Annotated in this window: 16 protein-coding genes, 1 tRNA gene and 1 other RNA gene; 9 read left to right on the top strand and 9 right to left on the bottom strand. The window is 61.7% G+C overall.

Annotation, left to right across the window (positions count from 1 at the left end):
• Positions 1-33: 33 nt before the first annotated feature.
• A complete protein-coding gene (locus tag BKX98_RS04825) occupies positions 34-567 on the top strand; it encodes a hypothetical protein (protein ID WP_066138133.1) in 534 nt (177 codons plus the stop codon).
• Here the strand turns inward: BKX98_RS04825 and BKX98_RS04820 are convergent, their stop codons facing one another.
• Together BKX98_RS04820 and BKX98_RS04815 are read right to left on the bottom strand one after the other, a co-directional pair.
• Entirely contained in the window at positions 568-1,068 is a 501-nt protein-coding gene (locus tag BKX98_RS04820; protein WP_073706304.1) for a GNAT family N-acetyltransferase, read from the bottom strand.
• Positions 1,069-1,070: 2 nt separating this feature from the next.
• Positions 1,071-3,332 (bottom strand): excinuclease ABC subunit UvrA, encoded by a 2,262-nt coding sequence (locus BKX98_RS04815; protein ID WP_073706303.1) that lies wholly within the window; start codon positions 3,330-3,332, stop codon positions 1,071-1,073.
• A 131-nt stretch (positions 3,333-3,463) separates the two neighbouring features.
• On the opposite strand from BKX98_RS04815, the gene BKX98_RS04810 reads away from it, so the two are divergent.
• Together BKX98_RS04810 and BKX98_RS04805 are read left to right on the top strand one after the other, a co-directional pair.
• A complete protein-coding gene (locus BKX98_RS04810; protein WP_073706302.1) occupies positions 3,464-4,018 on the top strand; it encodes a hypothetical protein in 555 nt (184 codons plus the stop codon).
• Positions 4,019-4,314: 296 nt separating this feature from the next.
• Positions 4,315-5,595, top strand: a complete 1,281-nt coding sequence (locus BKX98_RS04805; RefSeq protein ID WP_073706301.1) for a dicarboxylate/amino acid:cation symporter — start codon at positions 4,315-4,317, stop codon at positions 5,593-5,595.
• Positions 5,596-5,769: 174 nt separating this feature from the next.
• Here the strand turns inward: BKX98_RS04805 and epsC are convergent, their stop codons facing one another.
• From epsC to msrA, 3 genes are all read right to left on the bottom strand, one after another.
• The gene (gene epsC, locus BKX98_RS04800; protein WP_073706300.1) at positions 5,770-6,354 is read right to left on the bottom strand and encodes a serine O-acetyltransferase EpsC; all 585 of its coding nucleotides are present in this window, start codon (positions 6,352-6,354) and stop codon (positions 5,770-5,772) included.
• A 142-nt stretch (positions 6,355-6,496) separates the two neighbouring features.
• Positions 6,497-7,432, bottom strand: coding sequence for a cysteine synthase A (gene cysK / locus BKX98_RS04795; protein ID WP_038990964.1), 936 nt, complete (start codon positions 7,430-7,432; stop codon positions 6,497-6,499).
• Positions 7,433-7,560: 128 nt separating this feature from the next.
• A complete protein-coding gene (gene msrA / locus BKX98_RS04790) occupies positions 7,561-8,088 on the bottom strand; it encodes a peptide-methionine (S)-S-oxide reductase MsrA (protein ID WP_073706299.1) in 528 nt (175 codons plus the stop codon).
• 132 nt (positions 8,089-8,220) lie between these two features.
• Between msrA and BKX98_RS04785 the strand changes: the two genes are divergently transcribed.
• Both BKX98_RS04785 and BKX98_RS04780 read left to right on the top strand, forming a co-directional pair.
• Positions 8,221-9,174: a Nif3-like dinuclear metal center hexameric protein gene (locus tag BKX98_RS04785; RefSeq protein WP_143181021.1), complete on the top strand. Its 954-nt coding sequence runs from the start codon at positions 8,221-8,223 to the stop codon at positions 9,172-9,174.
• A 12-nt stretch (positions 9,175-9,186) separates the two neighbouring features.
• Entirely contained in the window at positions 9,187-9,573 is a 387-nt protein-coding gene (locus BKX98_RS04780; protein WP_073706298.1) for a VOC family protein, read from the top strand.
• 61 nt (positions 9,574-9,634) lie between these two features.
• On the opposite strand, the gene BKX98_RS04775 is transcribed toward BKX98_RS04780, so the two are convergent.
• On the bottom strand, positions 9,635-10,423 hold the full coding sequence (locus BKX98_RS04775) for a YaaA family protein (RefSeq protein WP_073706466.1): 789 nt from the start codon (positions 10,421-10,423) through the stop codon (positions 9,635-9,637).
• A gap of 133 nt (positions 10,424-10,556) precedes the next feature.
• Here BKX98_RS04775 and rnpB point away from each other — a divergent pair.
• From rnpB to BKX98_RS04755, 4 genes are all read left to right on the top strand, one after another.
• Positions 10,557-10,912, top strand: an RNA gene (gene rnpB / locus BKX98_RS04770) — RNase P RNA component class A.
• Between the two features lie 234 nt (positions 10,913-11,146).
• Positions 11,147-12,604, top strand: coding sequence for a glyceraldehyde-3-phosphate dehydrogenase (locus BKX98_RS04765; RefSeq protein WP_073706297.1), 1,458 nt, complete (start codon positions 11,147-11,149; stop codon positions 12,602-12,604).
• Positions 12,605-12,835: 231 nt separating this feature from the next.
• Positions 12,836-13,462: a hypothetical protein gene (locus BKX98_RS04760; protein WP_143181020.1), complete on the top strand. Its 627-nt coding sequence runs from the start codon at positions 12,836-12,838 to the stop codon at positions 13,460-13,462.
• 143 nt (positions 13,463-13,605) lie between these two features.
• Positions 13,606-14,652: a winged helix DNA-binding domain-containing protein gene (locus BKX98_RS04755; protein ID WP_083586619.1), complete on the top strand. Its 1,047-nt coding sequence runs from the start codon at positions 13,606-13,608 to the stop codon at positions 14,650-14,652.
• 26 nt (positions 14,653-14,678) lie between these two features.
• On the opposite strand, the gene def is transcribed toward BKX98_RS04755, so the two are convergent.
• From def to BKX98_RS04740, 3 genes are all read right to left on the bottom strand, one after another.
• Entirely contained in the window at positions 14,679-15,251 is a 573-nt protein-coding gene (def, locus tag BKX98_RS04750) for a peptide deformylase (protein ID WP_066138168.1), read from the bottom strand.
• Between the two features lie 24 nt (positions 15,252-15,275).
• The gene (locus BKX98_RS04745; RefSeq protein ID WP_073706294.1) at positions 15,276-16,424 is read right to left on the bottom strand and encodes an acyl-CoA dehydrogenase family protein; all 1,149 of its coding nucleotides are present in this window, start codon (positions 16,422-16,424) and stop codon (positions 15,276-15,278) included.
• 683 nt (positions 16,425-17,107) lie between these two features.
• A tRNA-His gene (locus tag BKX98_RS04740) sits at positions 17,108-17,183 on the bottom strand.
• Positions 17,184-17,225 lie beyond the last annotated feature (42 nt).

The raw sequence follows: 17,225 nt of genomic DNA, 5'->3' as shown, positions 1-17,225 counted from the left end.
GCTCCGGTCCGAGGCCCAATCTAGGATCGGAGCATGAACGGATATGGTGGCGGCTGGGGCACTGGGCTGGGAATCGTGCTCGCGCTCGTCCCGCTGCTAACTGTACTCATCGCGGGCGCAGGCGTAGTCCTGGCCATGCGAACGCTGCGGCTGCGCTCGAAAGTGGATACCGCCGGTCAATGGTGGCTTCGCGTCCAATACGCCATTGACCGGTGCTTGTCCCAGGACATCGCCGAGCAGAACGTCGGCACGTCGATGCTCGAGCATCTGCAGGGCGCAGGCCAGCCGCCCGAAGGCCTGGACGACGCGCAGCGCAGATCCTGGATGCGCGAGCACAAGGATAGCTGGACGGTGCAGCCCGAGGACTTGGCCCTGATCCGTGATGCGGTAAAGCAGCTGGCACTGGATAAATTCCGTGCGCGAGACTCCACAGGAATTCGGAAGGACGCCGATTCGCATGCCGAATTCGACTCGCTGCGTCGCCAAGCGCAGTTGGTCTCGAAGATCGATGCGAAACTGGGCACCCCAACGGACCCGGACATCCTGAGGATTCTTGCCGACGGCTAGCTACCGCAACATTCTCGCGTCGGTGATTTCCGGGGCGGAGGGGTCATCCTTGGTGGTGCCGTCGAAGGCGAAGCCGTTGCGTTCATAGAACCTGATGGCCCGCGGATTCTGGGTAGCCACCCAGAGCACGGCCGGCTCGTCGCCCAGCACTGCATCCAGCAGCGCCTGCCCGGTGCCATCCGAATGGAAGGCCTGCAGCACATACAGGTTGTACAGCTGCCGAGCCACGTCTTCGCGCAGGCCTTCGGTATTTCCCGTGGGCGGAGCCGAAAGTGCGAAGCCGACAAGCTTCCCGTCCTCGCTCTCCGCCACGCAGATCCGGAACAGCGGTTTCGGATCATCCAGCACCCTGGTCCACATGGCCAGGCGCTGCTCATCGTGCGCGGAGCCGAAGAACCCTTCGGGCAGCAGATGCGTGTAGGTTTCCTTCCAGCACTCGACATGCAGCCGGGCCAGCTCCTGCGCGTCGGCCGGCAGAGGTTTCCTGAGTTTCTGCACCACGCCTAGCCCTTGACGTAGGCGGCGAGGTGTTCGCCGGTCAGCGTGCCCGAGGCGGCAAGATCCGCCGGGGTCCCTTCGAAGACGATGCTTCCGCCTTCGTGGCCTGCCCCGGGGCCCAGGTCGATGACCCAGTCGCTGTGCGCGACGACTGCCAGGTGATGCTCGATGACAATGACGGTATTGCCTTCGTCGACCATCTCGTCGAGCAGCCGTAACAGCTTCTGCACATCGGCAATATGCAACCCGGTGGTTGGCTCATCCAGGATGTAGGTGCCGGCGCCCTGGCCCAAGTTGATGGCCAGCTTGATGCGCTGCCGTTCGCCGCCGGAGAGCGTATTAAGACGCTGGCCCAGTTTCAGGTAGCCCAGGCCCACCTGGTTCAGCCGTTCCAGCATGGCCTTGGCCTTGGGCACCTTCAGCTGCTCCAACGCTTCTTCCATGCTCAAGTCCAGGACTTCGGCGATGTTCAAGCCGTCCAAGGTGTATTCCAGCACTTCAGCTGTATACCGCTTGCCGCGGCACTGTTCGCACGGCAGGGCGACTCCGGCCATGGACGCCAAATCCGTGTAGGTGAACCCGACGCCGCTGCAAGCAGGGCAGGCGCCGGTCGAATTGGCGCTGAACAGGGCAGGCTTCACACCGTTGGCCTTCGCGAAGGCGGCACGGATCGGATCCATGATCCCGGTATAGGTGGCCGGGTTCGAACGCCGCGATCCGCGGATCGCCGTTTGGTCCACCACGGCAACATCCTCGCGCTTGGCGATCGTCGAGTGGATCAGCGTGGACTTGCCCGAACCCGCAACGCCGGTGATCGCGCACATCACGCCGGTGGGAATATCCACGGAAAGATTCTTCAGGTTGTGCAGGGAGGCGCCACGCACTTCCATCGCACCAGTGGCCTTGCGCGGGGTGGTATTGAGGGCGGCACGCGTCGTGAAATGCTTCCCGGTGAGCGTATCGCTGGCGAGCAGGCCATCGACGGCCCCGCTGTAGCAAATGGTGCCGCCATGGGTGCCGGCACCGGGGCCCAGATCGATGACGTGGTCGGCGATGCCGATGACCTCTGGCTTGTGCTCCACTACCAGCACGGTATTGCCCTTGTCGCGCAGGCCGGCCAGCAACCCGTTCATCCGCTGGATGTCATGGGGATGCAACCCCACGGTGGGCTCGTCGAAGACGTAGGTGACATCGCTGAGCGCTGATCCAAGATGCCGGATCATCTTCACGCGCTGGGCTTCGCCGCCGGAGAGCGTGCCGGCCGGGCGGTCAAGCGAAAGGTAGCCCAACCCCAGATCCACCATGGATTCGAGCACGGCCGTCAAATTGGTGATCAGCGGCGCCGCATCCGGGATCTGGATCTGATCCAGCGCGTCGAGCAGCTCGGACACCTGCATTGCGGTCATGTCCGCTATCCCCAGGGAATTGATCTTCGACGCGCGGGCCGCCGGCCCGAGCCGGGAACCGTCGCAGGCGGAGCATGGGGCGGTCGTGGAGATCCGCTCGATCCACTCGCGGATATGGGCTTGCTTGATTTCCCGGCCCGAATGGATGTAATTGCTCTTGACGCGCGTGATCAACCCGGAGTAGCTCATGTTTGCGCCGTTGAGCTTGACCTTGCCCGCTTCCTCATAGAGCATGCGGTCCAGCATGGCCTTGGGCATGTCCCTGAGCTTCACGTCCAGGTCGGGCTGCGTGCCGGCGGTCAGCGTCTGCCACAGCCAGGCGCCCGGGGCGAAGTTAGGCGCCTTGATGGCTCCCTCGTTCAGCGTCTTGTCCCAATCCAGCAGTTCATCAAGGTCGATGCTCGCCTCGGTGCCGAAACCCTCGCATACCGGGCATGCGCCCTGGCCGAGATTAAACGAGTACGCGCCCGCGCCGCCGGCGCTCGGGGTGGAGTACCGCGAATACAGCACGCGCAATAGCGAATAGGCATCGGTAGCCGTGCCCACGGTAGAACGCGAATTCGCGCCCATGCGTTCCTGGTCGACCACGATGGCCGTGGACAGATTCTCCAGCACCTCTACATCAGGCCGAGGCATCGATGGCATGAAGCTCTGGATGAAGGTCGTGTACGTTTCGTTGATCAGCCGCTGGGACTCGGCGGCAATCGTGCCGAACACCAGCGAGGACTTGCCTGATCCCGATACGCCGGTAAAGGCGGTGATGCGGCGTTTGGGAATATCGACGTCGACGCCCCGCAGGTTGTTTTCCCGTGCTTGGCGTACTCGGATCGTGTCATGGCTATCGGCAGGGTGCTGGCTCATGACCCAAGCCTACTGACAAATGAGCACACCAGCACCTCGCCCGGGCTTGCCTGCTTGCAATTGCTGCCCCCTCCGGTGGAGGATCGAATTACCAGGGAATCGTCGATTCCTCGTCGAGAGCGGAGAATGCCATGCCGGATGCACCTCGGAAACTACTCAAGCTCAGCTCGGCGGCAGCACTGGCCGGCTGCCTCGCGCTCGCCGGGTGCGGCAGCACCTCCGGCGGCGCACCAAGCGAAGCGTCCACGGATCCTGGAGCCAGCCCGACGCAATCCGCCTCCGCAACCGCATCCCCGACCGAATCCTCGTCCGAGCCGACAGAGCCTGCAGCTTCAAGCACGCCGGCCGATGAGGAATCGGAGCAAACGGAAACGATCGGGGGACAGGAGCTGGGCAAGCTGCCGTCAAACGCCACCGAGTATGCTGACGCGCTGGTCGTTGCCTGGGGCAACGGGAATGAAGCTCAAATGAAGCAGTTGGCCACCGCCCAAGTGGTCGCGTCCCTGACCGGGCATTCGGCGGCAGGTGGACCAAATTGGTCGCAAACCAGCAACGACGCCGGAGCAGGGTCGGTGTTCGTGAGCTATGAAAATGCCGAAGACGGGACCGTGCTGAACCTGCGGGTGCAAAACCAGGTTGTCGGGCAGGGCCATGAACAAGGCGTGGTTGAAGCAAGCTTCGAGTAGTCCACGACGTCACACCAGCACCATGCCGCTTAATTGTGGCCAGCCGCCCTCAGCCGCTGAATCGCTGAATATTCATCTGGGGAACGGTCGATACCCCAGCAATCGAATTCAATGGGAGTCCTTGCGATTTCAGGCGGGAATTATTCGGCCGAAGCGCGAATTTCCGTAACACTTAAACCAATCACAGGATTTCGGTGTAATGGAAATTACGTCTATCATGATTGAGGCGTGCGCCACGACACACCTGTGGCCGTCGCGCAGGGCGCTCCGATCCCTAACCGTTTATAAGGACTTTCATGAAGCTGCTGAAATCTATCCCACTGCTTGGCTGGGTGCTCGTTGCCATCGTGCTGGGCATCCTGCTTGGCCCGGTCATGCCGGTCTGGTTGGGAAGCGTATTCCTGACCTACAACTCGATCTTCTCCGGATTCCTTGGCTTCATCGTGCCTTTGATCATCTTCGGCTTGGTCGCACCGGCTATCGCTGAGCTTGGCAAGGGTGCCGGCAAGTGGTTGGGCATCACCGCGGTCATCGCGTACGCCTCGACCTTGGCGTCCGGCCTGCTTGCCTACTTCGTCAGCCGCTGGCTGTTCACCAAGTCGCTGTCCGGCGGCGGTGTCGAAGAAGTTGGTGCAGGTGAAGGATCCGGTTTCGAGCCGTACTTCTCCCTGGTCGGCGAGGCGGGAGATTCCGCAACTGAAATCGTGCTGACTCCGCTGATGGGTGTGATGACCGCACTGGTGCTGGCGTTCATGCTGGGCCTGGGGCTGACTGCCTTCCGCTCCACCGTGATCTTCCGTGGTGCGGTGGAATTCCGCAGCATCATCGAAATGGTCATCCGCCGCGTGATCGTTCCGGCGCTGCCGCTGTTCATCTTCGGCATCTTCCTGGACCTGTCCGCTGCCGGTGACGCCGTTATCGTGGTGCAGAAGTTCCTCTTCGTTGCAGTGATTTCCTTCGTGCTCACCCTGGTGGTCCTGCTGGTGCAGTACACGATCGCTGGCGCGATGAACAAGCGCAACCCGCTGGCCGCCCTGTGGGGCATGCGCAATGCGTACTTCACCGCGTTGGGCACCTCGTCGTCGGCCGCAACCATTCCGGTGACGCTGGAATCGGCCAAGAAGAATGGCGTGGCCGACGCCGTGGCCGGCTTCGTGATCCCGCTGTGCGCCACGATCCACCTGTCCGGCTCGATGGTCAAGATCACCTGCTTCTCCATCGCCGTGCTCCTGCTGACCGGCGGCGACGTGTCCTTCGGCGCCTACCTCCCGTTCATTCTGATGCTGGGCGTCATGATGATCGCCGCCCCAGGCGTGCCTGGCGGCGCTATTGCGGCCGCTGCTGGCCTGCTCTCCCAGATGCTCGGCTTCGGCGAGGTCGAGGTCGGCCTGATGTTCGCGGCCTACATTGCACTGGATAGCTTCGGCACCGCAACCAACGTGACCGGTGACGGCGCGCTGGCCATGATCATGCACAAGCTGACCCGAGGCAAGCTCGGCACCCAGCCGCAGGATCCCGAGGACGAAATCGTCGAACTCGCAGATGGCACCGAATCGGGGGAGCACAAGCTGGCCTAACCCGCTTGCCACGCAAGCATGAGCATCGATGCCCGGTACCAGACTCGCAGGTACCGGGCATCGATGCTTTGTTCTGCCGGCAAGCAAGCCGGACCACGAAGAAACCCGCCCAGCGGCCGAACCTGAACGGTTCGGACGCTGGGCGGGTTTATCGCTGCAGTGGAATCAGAAGTCCTAGATCCACATGGCCGGGTCGATGTACTCGGCCGGGTCCACCGCCGGCTTGTGCTCCTCGGGCCGGCGCGGACGGTTCTGCGCGGGGATTCCGGTGACGATCGATCCTGCCGGGGCATCCTTGACGACGACGGCGTTCGCGCCGATTGCCGAGTCGGCGCCGATCACGATCGGCCCCAGGACCTTGGCTCCGGCGCCGATGACCACGCGGTCCCCGATGGTCGGGTGGCGCTTGACCTTGGCCAGCGACCGGCCGCCGAGGGTCACCCCGTGGTACAGCATCACGTCGTCGCCGATTTCGGCGGTCTCGCCGATGACGATGCCCATGCCGTGGTCGATGAAGAAGCGGCGGCCGATGATCGCGCCGGGATGGATCTCGATGCCGGTCAGTGCGCGGTTTGCCTGGGATAGCAAACGCGCTGGCCATTTCAGTGCCGGATTCTGCCACATCTTGTGGGCCAGCCGGTGCATCCAGATGGCGTGCAGCCCGGAATACACGAAGAAGTTTTCGGGATCGCTTCGCGCTGCCGGATCGTGCTGGCGTGCGTTAGCCAAATCCTCACGCAGGCGGGAGATAAAACTCATGAATACTACCTTAATGGTTGCGGTTCGCTGCGGGACAATCCGCAGATGTCACACAGCAAATCGGCGCGAGCTGCACCGATAAAGGTCTCTCAATAGACCCAACGGTGGCTCACGCCGATTTATTCTGCTTCTGCAAATCTGCTTAGCCGCGGATGTCATCGAAGAGCAGCGTGGAGATGTAGCGCTCACCGAAGTCAGGGATGATCGCAACGATCTGCTTGCCTGCATTTTCCTCGCGTGCGGCGACCTGCACGGCGCCCCATACGGCTGCACCAGCGGAGATGCCGCCGAGGATGCCTTCCTTGACGCCCAGCGCGCGAGCGGTCGACACCGAATCCTCGATGCTGGCATCCAGGACTTCGTCGTACAGTTCGGTATCGAGCACCTCTGGGATGAAGTTCGCGCCCAAGCCCTGGATCTTGTGCGGGCCCGGCTTTCCGCCATTGAGGATTGGGGAATCCTTCGGCTCCACTGCCACGATCTTCAGGTTCGGATTCTTTTCCTTCAGGTAGCGGCCTGCGCCGGTGATCGTTCCACCGGTACCGATGCCGGCAACCAGGATATCGACCTTGCCTTCGGTATCGGCCCAAATTTCCGGACCGGTAGTGTCTGCGTGCACCTGCGGGTTCGCGGTGTTGGCGAACTGCTGCGCCCAGATGGCGTTATCGGAGGTCGCAACGATCTCCTTGGCCTTCTCCACGGCGCCGCGCATGCCATCGGCGCCCGGAGTCAGCACGATCTCGGCACCGAAAGCGCGCAGCATGACGCGGCGCTCGGTGGACATGGTCTCAGGCATGGTCAACACGACCTTGTAGCCGCGAGCCGCGCCAACCATGGCCAGCGCGATGCCGGTGTTGCCGGACGTGCCCTCGACAATGGTGCCACCTGGCTTCAACGCGCCCGATGCCTCGGCTGCATCAACGATGGCCACGCCGATGCGGTCCTTGACGGAGTTGGCCGGGTTGTAGAATTCCAGCTTCACGGCAATGTTGCCTGGCAGGCCCTCGCCGACGCGATTCAGGTTCACCAGCGGAGTGTTGCCGACGACTTCGGTGACGTTGTTGTAGATCTTGCCCATCTTGTATGCAATCCTTACGTGTACTTTATGCAGCCGCAGATAGTTGCGGCGAAATAACTGCTGGAATCTGGCGTAACCGCCGGACACCCATCGGGTTCACAACTAACCCTAATAGGCCTAAAGCGCGGCTAGGCTTCGTTTAGCCATTGAGCGTAATATTTCCTGACTTTTGCGAGCTTTGGATCGATAATCACCCGGCAATATCCGACTTCTTGGTTTTCGGAGTAATAATCCTGGTGAATTTGCTCGGCAGGATAGAAATCTTTCGACTCTTCCAGCGTGGTGACGATCGGATTGGGGTATATACGCGAGAACTTGTCGATGGCGGCCTCGAAAAGTTCGCGCTGTGCATCGTCGAGCGGGAACATCGCCGAGCGGTACTGGGTTCCAACATCGTAGCCCTGGCGGTTCAGCGTGGTCGGGTCGTGCACGGTGAAGAACATGTCCAGGATGACGTCGGCCGGAACCACTTGCGGATCGAAGATCACCGCGACACCTTCGGCATGCCCGGTGGTGCCGCTGCAGACTTCGCGGTAGTTCGGATCCTTGGTGTGGCCGCCGATATATCCGGAAATTACCGCGTAGACGCCACGCGTTCGCTGGTACACGGCATCCAAGCACCAGAAGCAACCGCCAGCTAGCACGAAGGTGCTCAACTTGGTGTCCTGGACATCCAGGGTCGGGGTGAATTGATGAGGTGACTGAAGGCTGAGAATACTCACACAGTTCATAACGTTGCGGCGTTGCATTCTGTTCCATCCTCATTGGCACGGCGTAGTCTGGTTGGTATGCAGAGCAAGGCAAATAACTCGCAAGACCTGGGGAAGAGCAACGTTTCCCCGGAGGCCTCGACGCTCAAGCCCGTTACCGAAGAAGAGCCAGAGCAGCCGGTGGAAGACAGCTCGGCTGCGCAGACCACCCTGGGTAACGTCCTTGAAGCCGCCGAGGAGCTTTGGCCAAAGTCATTGGCCGAGGATTGGGATGCCGTTGGCCTGGTTACCGGACGAACCAGCCAGAAGATTTCCAAGATCGTGATGGCTGTTGATCCAACGCTGGAGGTGATCGAGGATGCAATCGCGCGTGGGGCCGATCTGCTGATCACTCACCACCCGCTGCTGTTGCGCGGAGTCACCCAGGTTGCCGGCACGACGTTCAAGGGCGAGGCCATTCACCGCCTGATTGAATCCGGTACCGCATTGCTGACCGCGCACACCAATGCCGACAGTGCCATCGGGGGCGTCAACGACGCGCTGGCCGATGCCTTCGGGCTCAAGGACTGCGTGCCTTTGGTGGAGTCCAAGGACGGGCTGCCGGAGGAAGGCCTGGGCCGGGTGGGCTTCTTGGAGAAGCCGATGAAGCTCGAAGATTTCGCGGAACGCGTCTACACCGTGCTGCCGGCCGTCGCCGGCGGAGTGCGTGTCGCCGGAGACCGCAGCGGAATCATCCGTAAGGTCGCCCTGTGCGGTGGTGCCGGGGATTCTCTCTTTGACGAGGTGCGCTCGCATCAGGCCGATGTGTACGTAACCGCCGACCTGCGCCATCACCCGGCAAGCGAAGCGCGCGAAGCTGCCAATGGCGGCTTCCCTTACCTGATCGACGTTTCCCACTTCGCTTCGGAATGGGTCTGGCTCTCGGCCGGTGCCCGCGCCTTGGGCAATGTGCTGAACGATCTGGGACATGCGGTGGAAATCGAGGTATCCCAGGTGAATTCCGATCCTTGGGACTTTGTCCTGACTCCATAGCCGGAGTTTGGCATGCTGCATCACGTAGAGATCTGGGTGGAGGATTTGGCAGCCAGCACAGCATCGCTGGGCTGGCTGCTGACCCGTCTGGGCTACACGGCCAATTCGCAATGGGCCAACGGCGTCAGCTATTCCTGCGGCGATTTCTATATCGTCCTGGAATCAGGTCCGGATGCGAAGAAGCAACGGCATGACCGGCTGGCTCCAGGGCTGAACCATTTGGCCTTCCAAGCCGGCACCAGGCAGGCCGTCGACACGTTGGCCGCCGAAGCGCTGGAGCGCGGTTTCAGCCTCATGTTCGCGCAACTGCACCCATACGCCGGGGGAGCGCAGCACTATGCGGCCTATTTGGAGGATGCTTCCGGATTCGAAGTCGAACTGGTTGCAGCGCAGCGATGATGCCATGCAGGCCTAGCGGAATTGCCCGGCTGGCACGGCATCATTCTCCTTCGCAACGCTCTCAGGCGGCGTGCTTCACGGTGGTGAACTGGTGGTCTTCTGGCAGCAGGATGTTCAGGGCCAGGCCCTTCTTGTCTTCCACCAGCGACGCTTCCCACTTGGTCTGGACCAGGTCGAGCAATTCTCCAGGATTCCTTGGTTCGACCGGCTGCTCGACCAGGAAGCGGGCGACCTCGCCGCGGGTGTGCTTGGCGAAATGCGAGACCACTTTCGGCGTTCCGTTGCGCATCTGGAACACATTGACCGCAACGGTGTTGCCACTGGCTGGCTTGTAGGCGGCTGCGTAGGTGCTCGACCGGGCGTCAACGATCAGCTGGCTGCCGGCCGCCTCATCGAGCACCGTGGCCAGCCGCTTCTTCCACCAGGTGGCCAGCTTGCCCAGCGGCTCGAGCTTGACCGACATTGACAAGCGGTAGGGCGGAATGCGATCGCCAAATCGCACGGCCCCCCACAGCGCGGAGATCACGATGACGGATTCGTCGGCGCGCCGCCGCGCGGCTTCATCCAGGCTCGCGTAGCCCAGGGCTTCGAAGAGCACCCCCGAGTAGATGTCGTGAGCCTGGGCGGCCGGCTCGGTGTGCAGGTTGATATTCCGAGCTACCTCATTGGCCAGCGAAGCTCCGACCCCCAGCAGGTCCATGGCATCTTCCCTTGCCGAGACTTCTGCCAGGGTGTCGAGCACGAGGCGGCGTTCGGCAGAGAGCTCCGGAAAAGAGAGATCTTCGATTTCGAAGGGAGCTCCTTCGGCGTGGGCGGTCTTGCCTTCGGAAGGCGGCAAAAAAATAAGCACGCTCTCCAGCTTATCGGAGTCCACCTGCTGCTCTGCGCCGGCCATGTCCCCGCCGTGGCGACTCCGGCTGTGAGCGATCCAGTGTTCGAAAGTGGTCCGAAGGCTGTCCTGAACCGATTAGACTGGTAGTGAATGGGATGGCCAGACGGTCGCGTGGCAAGCAATTGTCCCGAGGAACGTCCGGGCTCCGCAGAACAGGGTGGTGGGTAACGCCCACTCGGGGTAACCCGCAGGCTAGTGCCACAGAAAATAGACCGCCAGGTTTTCCTGGTAAGGGTGAAACGGTGGTGTAAGAGACCACCAGCACCCCAAGTGATTGGGGTGGCTAGGTAAACCCCACTCGGAGCAAGGTCAGACAGACTGCGTTATGAGGGCTGTTCGCCCCATGCAGTCGGGTGGACCGCTAGAGGCTGCCGGCAACGGCAGTCGTAGATAGATGACCGTCCCGCTTCGGCGCGACAAAACCCGGCGTATCGGCCATCCCATTCATTAATCCCATGGCTGCATCCAGCCCTTCATTCCTGGTCGCATCGCCCGGCCCTTGCCCGCTCGTGAGATGATTCACAGTTCCCGATCCGCGCTTTTTCAGCGCACGGTCTAGAATGGATCATGTACTTACGAGGATGATCCTGTTACCTCGTGCCACCGCAAAAGCAATGGTGCTTCCCACGGTGCCAACCGACTTCATGGATCTGCGAGTCGGCTGAATTGGAAGGATTTTCTGTGACCCAGCAGTCTGTCGTTGCCCAGCAAGAATGGAGCGGGCGCGAAGAGCTCGCCGAGGCCATGATTCCACTGATCGGACGTCTGTACCGCAAGAACAATGTGGTGACCTCCGTCTACGGCCGCAAGCTGATCAACCAGTCCGCCATCGACATCATCAAGGCCCACCGCGTCGTGCGCCGCATCGATGGCGAAGAGCTCGACCTGAACGACACCAAGGCGATCCTCGATGCCATCGAGTCCCTGAATGTCGGCTCGGTCTCCGTTGATCTCGGCCGTATGAACAAGAAGTTCAAGGAGTCCGGTTCCGCTGATCTGAACGCCTTCCTGGCTGATGAATTGGGCGAGAAGGTTGGCCAGGCTGGCGCAACCGACGCAGAACCGCAGGATGTCGTGCTGTACGGCTTCGGCCGCATCGGCCGCCTGCTGGCCCGCATCCTCATCGAGCGCGGCGGCTACGGCCTGCGCCTGCGCGCCATCGTAGTCCGCAAGGGCGCGGAGAACGACTTGGTCAAGCGCGCCTCGCTGCTGCGCCGCGACTCGGTGCACGGCCGCTTCGACGGCTCGATCACCGTTGACGAGGAAAACAGCACCATCCTCGCTAACGGCACCCTGATCAAGGTCATCTACTCGAATGACCCGACCACCGTTGACTACACCGAGCACGGCATCGACAACGCCATCGTCGTGGACAACACCGGCCGCTGGCGCGACGAGGCCGGCCTGTCCCAGCACCTGCAGGCCAAGGGCGTTTCCCGTGTCCTGCTGACCGCACCCGGCAAGGGCGATCTGAAGAACATCGTCCACGGCATCAACGATTCGTGGATCACCGCAGAAGACAAGATCGTCACCGCTGCATCGTGCACCACCAACGCCATCACCCCTGTGCTCAAGGCGCTGAACGAGAAGTTCGGCGTTACCCACGGGCACGTCGAGACCGTTCACTCGTTCACCAACGACCAGAACCTGATCGACAACTTCCACAAGGGCGAACGCCGCGGCCGCTCGGCAGCGCTGAACATGGTGATCACCGAAACCGGTGCCGCCAAGGCTGTTGCCAAGGCCCTGCCGGAGTTCGAAGGCAAGCTGACCGGCAACGCCATCCGCGTTCCTACCCCGGATGTCTCCATGGCGATCCTGAACCTCAACCTTGAGAACGAGACCACCAAGGAAGAGCTGAACGCCTACCTGCGCGAAACCTCGCTGACCTCGAACCTGCACAAGCAGATCGACTACATCGATTCGCCTGAGGTTGTTTCCACCGACTTCGTCGGCTCGCGCCGCGCTGGCATCGTTGACGGCCTGGCCACCATCGTGTCCGGCAAGAACGCTGTCGTCTACGTTTGGTACGACAACGAATTCGGCTACTCCTGCCAGGTAGTCCGCGTCATCGAAACCATGGCCGGTACCCACCCAGCCGCAGTTCCTGCAGTGAAGGCAGAAGCCGTCACCGCCTAGGACCTCAAGGGTTTCAGCTGAAGGGGCCATTCCAACGAACCAAGCGTTGGGATGGTCCCTTCTTGCATGCCAGGATTGAGGCCGAACCCGTCCCGTGCGCGATTCGCGGTGCCGGCTGTTCTGTTCCGGCGCCGAAACCAGCCGAATGTGCGCGTATCCCGTCGCTCGCCGTCTTGTCCCGTGCGCACAGTACCTGTTGCTAGAGGAAGTGTCCTGTGCAAGGCTCGGGGCATGATGCGATCAACTAATCCGGCCCCGCGCCACGGCCGGTGGCCCTCGGACATGTCGCTGCCCGTGGATGATCACGCGCAGCCTATCCAGATGCTGCTGTTCATCCGGCAGGCCTGGGGCCTGGCCGGAGATCTCGCCCTGCCCCAGCTCAGCCCGGTTCCCGAGACGGGCTCCTCGGCCCTGCCGGATGAAGTTGACCGGGACCTGTCGGAGCAACGATCGATCCAGACCTGGTCGAACGCGTGGGCGGGAAAGGCGCGGGGTGCCCATCGCATCCCCGGGCTGGCGGCAACTACCGCGGCAACCGGTTCAGCCACCGGCAATGATTTCTGGACCCAGCAGTACGGCGACGAGGGGATCGACCTCATCGTATTCGAGCAATGGGAACAGGTGTTCGATCCGTGGTTGGGATTGAATCCAGAACCGGTGCTGCGCAGCACGGAGGTCCAGCCGGTGCTGGTCGCCGCCTGGGAGCGCGGGTTGACGGATCTCATCGTGGTGCCGTGGGCTGGGTACTGCATGCACCGGCTAGGCGATTCGCACCTGGCAACCTCCTTCGAAACCGCCGCCAACTGGTCCCTGCTCAGGCAGGCACTCGCAGAGTGGAGTCGCGCGCCGCTGACGTGAGGCGTCGCCAGTTGCTGCGGCGGTCTTCCGTCAACGACCATCTGCACATCAAGGCGAGGCATGGAGGCTGCGGATCCGGAGGCGCATCCGCTGCGCCGGACTGCTAGGCTCTACGCCATCGGGGATGGGATCGAGGTGGACCGATGGACAGGACCAGGGTACTGGCAGCACGCATGGCCAGCCAGCTTCTGCTGGAACCGGCAGAATCCACGCTGCAAGCCTCAGAGCACATGCTCGCCTTCCAGTCCCAGGACTTCGCTGCAGGACGCTACGGGCTGGCCCAGCGCTCCGCAGCGCAAGAATCCCGCCAGCAAGTCGACGCGCTGTTCGCCGAAGGTCAACTGGTCCGGTCATGGACCATGCGAGGCACGCTGCACATCTGCGTGGCCGAAGACGCGCGGTGGCTGGTGCGGGCTAGCCGTGAACGCACCATGCGCTCAGCGGCCGCACGCCTGCGCGGACTGCAGATCGACGCACAGGTCATTGACCAGGCTGCCGGCGTCATCAGCTCGCATTTGCAGGAGTCCGGACAGGCCTGCCGAACCGGGCTCTTCAACGTGCTGAACCGGCACGGAATCGAGACGGACAAGCAACGCGGCTTGCACCTGCTGCAGGTCCTTGCCCTGGACGGTTTGATCTGCCTGGGGCCCACCCCTGATGGTGCAAAGCTCACCGCCCAGGACTTCGTGCTCGTCGATGAACGGATTGCACAGCACCGGGAACCGGCGGATCCGCTGGCGGAAATATTGCGCCGCTATCTCAGCTCCCATGGGCCAGCCACCATCCGCGACGCAGCCTGGTACGCGGGGCAGACGCTTTCTGCCATGAGAACTGCTGCCCAAGCCCTTGATGACGTGCTGGTCAGCGCAGGCAACGATGAGCGAGGAGAAAACTATTGGGTCATTGCCGGAAGCCTGGCCCACCGCGAGCTTGAAACGCCGCAGTCCACCCGGTTGCCGCTGCGCCTGCTGGGTCCCTTTGACGAGTACTACCTGGGCTATGCGGATCGGGCGCTGGCAGCCGATGAGCAGATGGCCCAGCAGATCCTGCCGGGAAAGAATGGCATGTTCCTGCCCTTCTGGCTTGAACAAGGCAGGGCGGCAAGGCTCTGGAATGCAGAAGCAGCGCCGACCGATCGACTCGGTGCGGCGCTGCATCAGCGGTATCTGGACTTCAAGACCGCCCGGTAGGCGGCTGCCTGGCAATCGACACTGGCCTAGTGGCCGAAGGGGTCCTCATCGGTACCCGGCAACCAGGTATTGCCCGGTACGCCCCAGCCAAGAGCCTTCTTGGCCTTCTTCCACTTCTTCTCCCAGCGCGGCTGCAGCTTGTCCACGTACAGCAGGCCGTCCAAGTGGTCGTACTCGTGCTGCATGATGCGGGCGAACCAGCCATGCGCCTCGAAGGAGATCGGCTTGCCGAACTCGTCGAAGCCCTCCACCTTCGCATAGTCGGCGCGCTGCAACGGGTAGTTCAAGCCAGGTACGGACAAGCAGCCCTCCGAATGGTCATCGGGATGGGCAGGAGCCTGCGAAACCTTCGAAAGGGTCAGCTTGGGATTGATCACCACACCGCGCTCGGGAGCATCATCCTGGTCCGCGAAGACGTAGGTGAACATGCGCAGGCCCAAACCGATCTGCGGAGCGGCCAAGCCGACACCGTGCGCCTCATCCATGGTGACGTGCATATCGGCAACGAGCTCGCGCAAGGCGTCGTCAAACTCGGTGACCTCCACCGCACGCTGGTGAAGTACAGGTTCTCCGTAAACAGTGATCTGCCGAATAGGCACGTGATCAGTTCCTTTCAAAAGTGCTTAGAGTGCTCGTCCAATAGTTTCACGCATGATCTCACTTGTGCCACCGAAAATGGTCAGCAAGCGCGAGGCGGTGAACGACTGGGCGATCGGGTACTCCATGATGTAGCCGTAGCCGCCATGGATCTGCAACGCCCGATCGGAAAGCTTCTTGGCGCTCTCACTAGCCCAAAGCTTGACCTCCGCGGCCTCTGCAGGATCCAGCTCGCCATCGTTGAACGCCAGCACAGCCCGATCCACGAAGCTCTGGGTGACATGCGCCTCAGTCTTCAGGTTGGCCAGCTCGAAACGGGTGTTCTGGTACTCGGTCAGCGCCTGGCCGAAGGTCGAGCGGTTCTGCGCATGCTCCAGCGCCTGCTCGAAGGACGCGGTGCAGATCGCCGACGCTGCCACGGCAATTGCCAGGCGGGCCTGGGGGAGGTGCGCCTTGACGTAGGCCAGGCCCTGGCCGGCTTCGCCAACCAGGTCGGCAGCCGTAACGCGGACATCGTCGAAGAACAGCTCAGCGGTATCAGAAGCGCGCAACCCGATCTTGTCGAAGGGGCTGCCATTGGTGTAACCCTCGGAACGCTCGACCATGAACAACGAGAAGGACTGCTCGGTGGCCCGTCCGCTTTCGCCATCGGTACGCGCCAGCACCAGCGCGGCATCGCCGAAGGCTGCATTGCCGATGAAAGTCTTCTGCCCGCTGATCAGCCAGTCATCTCCATCTCGGACCGCCTTGGTGCGTACGGCACGCAGGTCGGACCCCGCGCCAGGCTCGGTAAACGCGCAGGAGGTAATGGTGGAGCCATCGACCATGCGCGGCAGCCACTTGTCCTTGAGCTCGGCAGAACCGTAGGACAGCAGATAAGGCAGAACCAGATCGTCATGCAGGTGGAATGCCAATGCCACGGCCAGATGCCCGGCACGCACGAACTCCTCGTCAAGCACTACACGGAAGCGGTAGTCATCGATCCCCATGCCACCGAACTCCTCGGGCACGGCAAGACCCAGCAGGCCGTTTTCGCCGGCGGCCTGCCACACCTCACGAGGGATCTGGTGCTCCTTCTCCCACTGGGCGTATTTGCCGGAAATCTCCCGGGCATTGAACTCCATAGCCAGTTCACGGAACTGCTCGTGGTCCTCTTCAAAGAGCGCGCGTTTCACAGGGGAGTACCTTTCGGTGGATAGAACGAAGGCATGTAGCTCACTGGCTTGCCGAAGTACATGATCCATTATGGTTGCTCAGGCCAATTCATGCCTATTCGCCAGGGCAAACAACGATTCAAGTCACCAAATAACGCAAAAAGTCTCGAAAAACACGGGATTAGACCTCGAAACGCCGAGCATTCGAACATACTTTCGAATCAGTGTTTCAACCTGCCGAAATATGACTTAATGCCTCATTTGGGCGGCGTTGCGCTCGCCGGTAGGGCCGAGTTTCCTGTTCATCTAGGCGCTTCCGTATCGTGCTTGCAGCTGGCCTCGGTAATGGACTGGGCTTGCCGGTCTTGCCCGTGCCTGGACTCGTGACTTTGCGTGGCGCGCAGCCCGATGCGTCTGGGTGCCCCGTGTGGTTGACGCTCCATTTGGACGGTTGATAGGCGGATTGCAGGTCGCTCTGGGCGGGGAGCAGCGAGGCAGCGTGACGAGGAGCTCGTCTGTTCAGTGAAACCGTTTTGCCCGTCTTGGGCATGACCTTGTATCTCACGGGTTCATGCGATGGCTGTCGGCGGTATGAAGTCGAACACTGAGCCAGGAAATGTGCCGCCGTGGTCATGGAGCTCCACAGTGCTGGAAGCAAAAAAGATCTGGTTCAGAATTTCCATTCCAAACCAGATCTTTCGAACTGGGGTGAGTAACGGGGTTTGAACCCGCGACCTTCTGGACCACAACCAGACGCTCTACCGACTGAGCTATACCCACCATGTCTACTTCGATACTAGTCAGAAGCAATAGCGCTCAAGA

The organism is Glutamicibacter sp. 0426 (assembly GCF_001906485.1).
In the GTDB taxonomy this organism is placed as follows: domain Bacteria; phylum Actinomycetota; class Actinomycetes; order Actinomycetales; family Micrococcaceae; genus Glutamicibacter; species Glutamicibacter nicotianae.
This window is presented reverse-complemented; position numbering and strand designations above follow the sequence as displayed.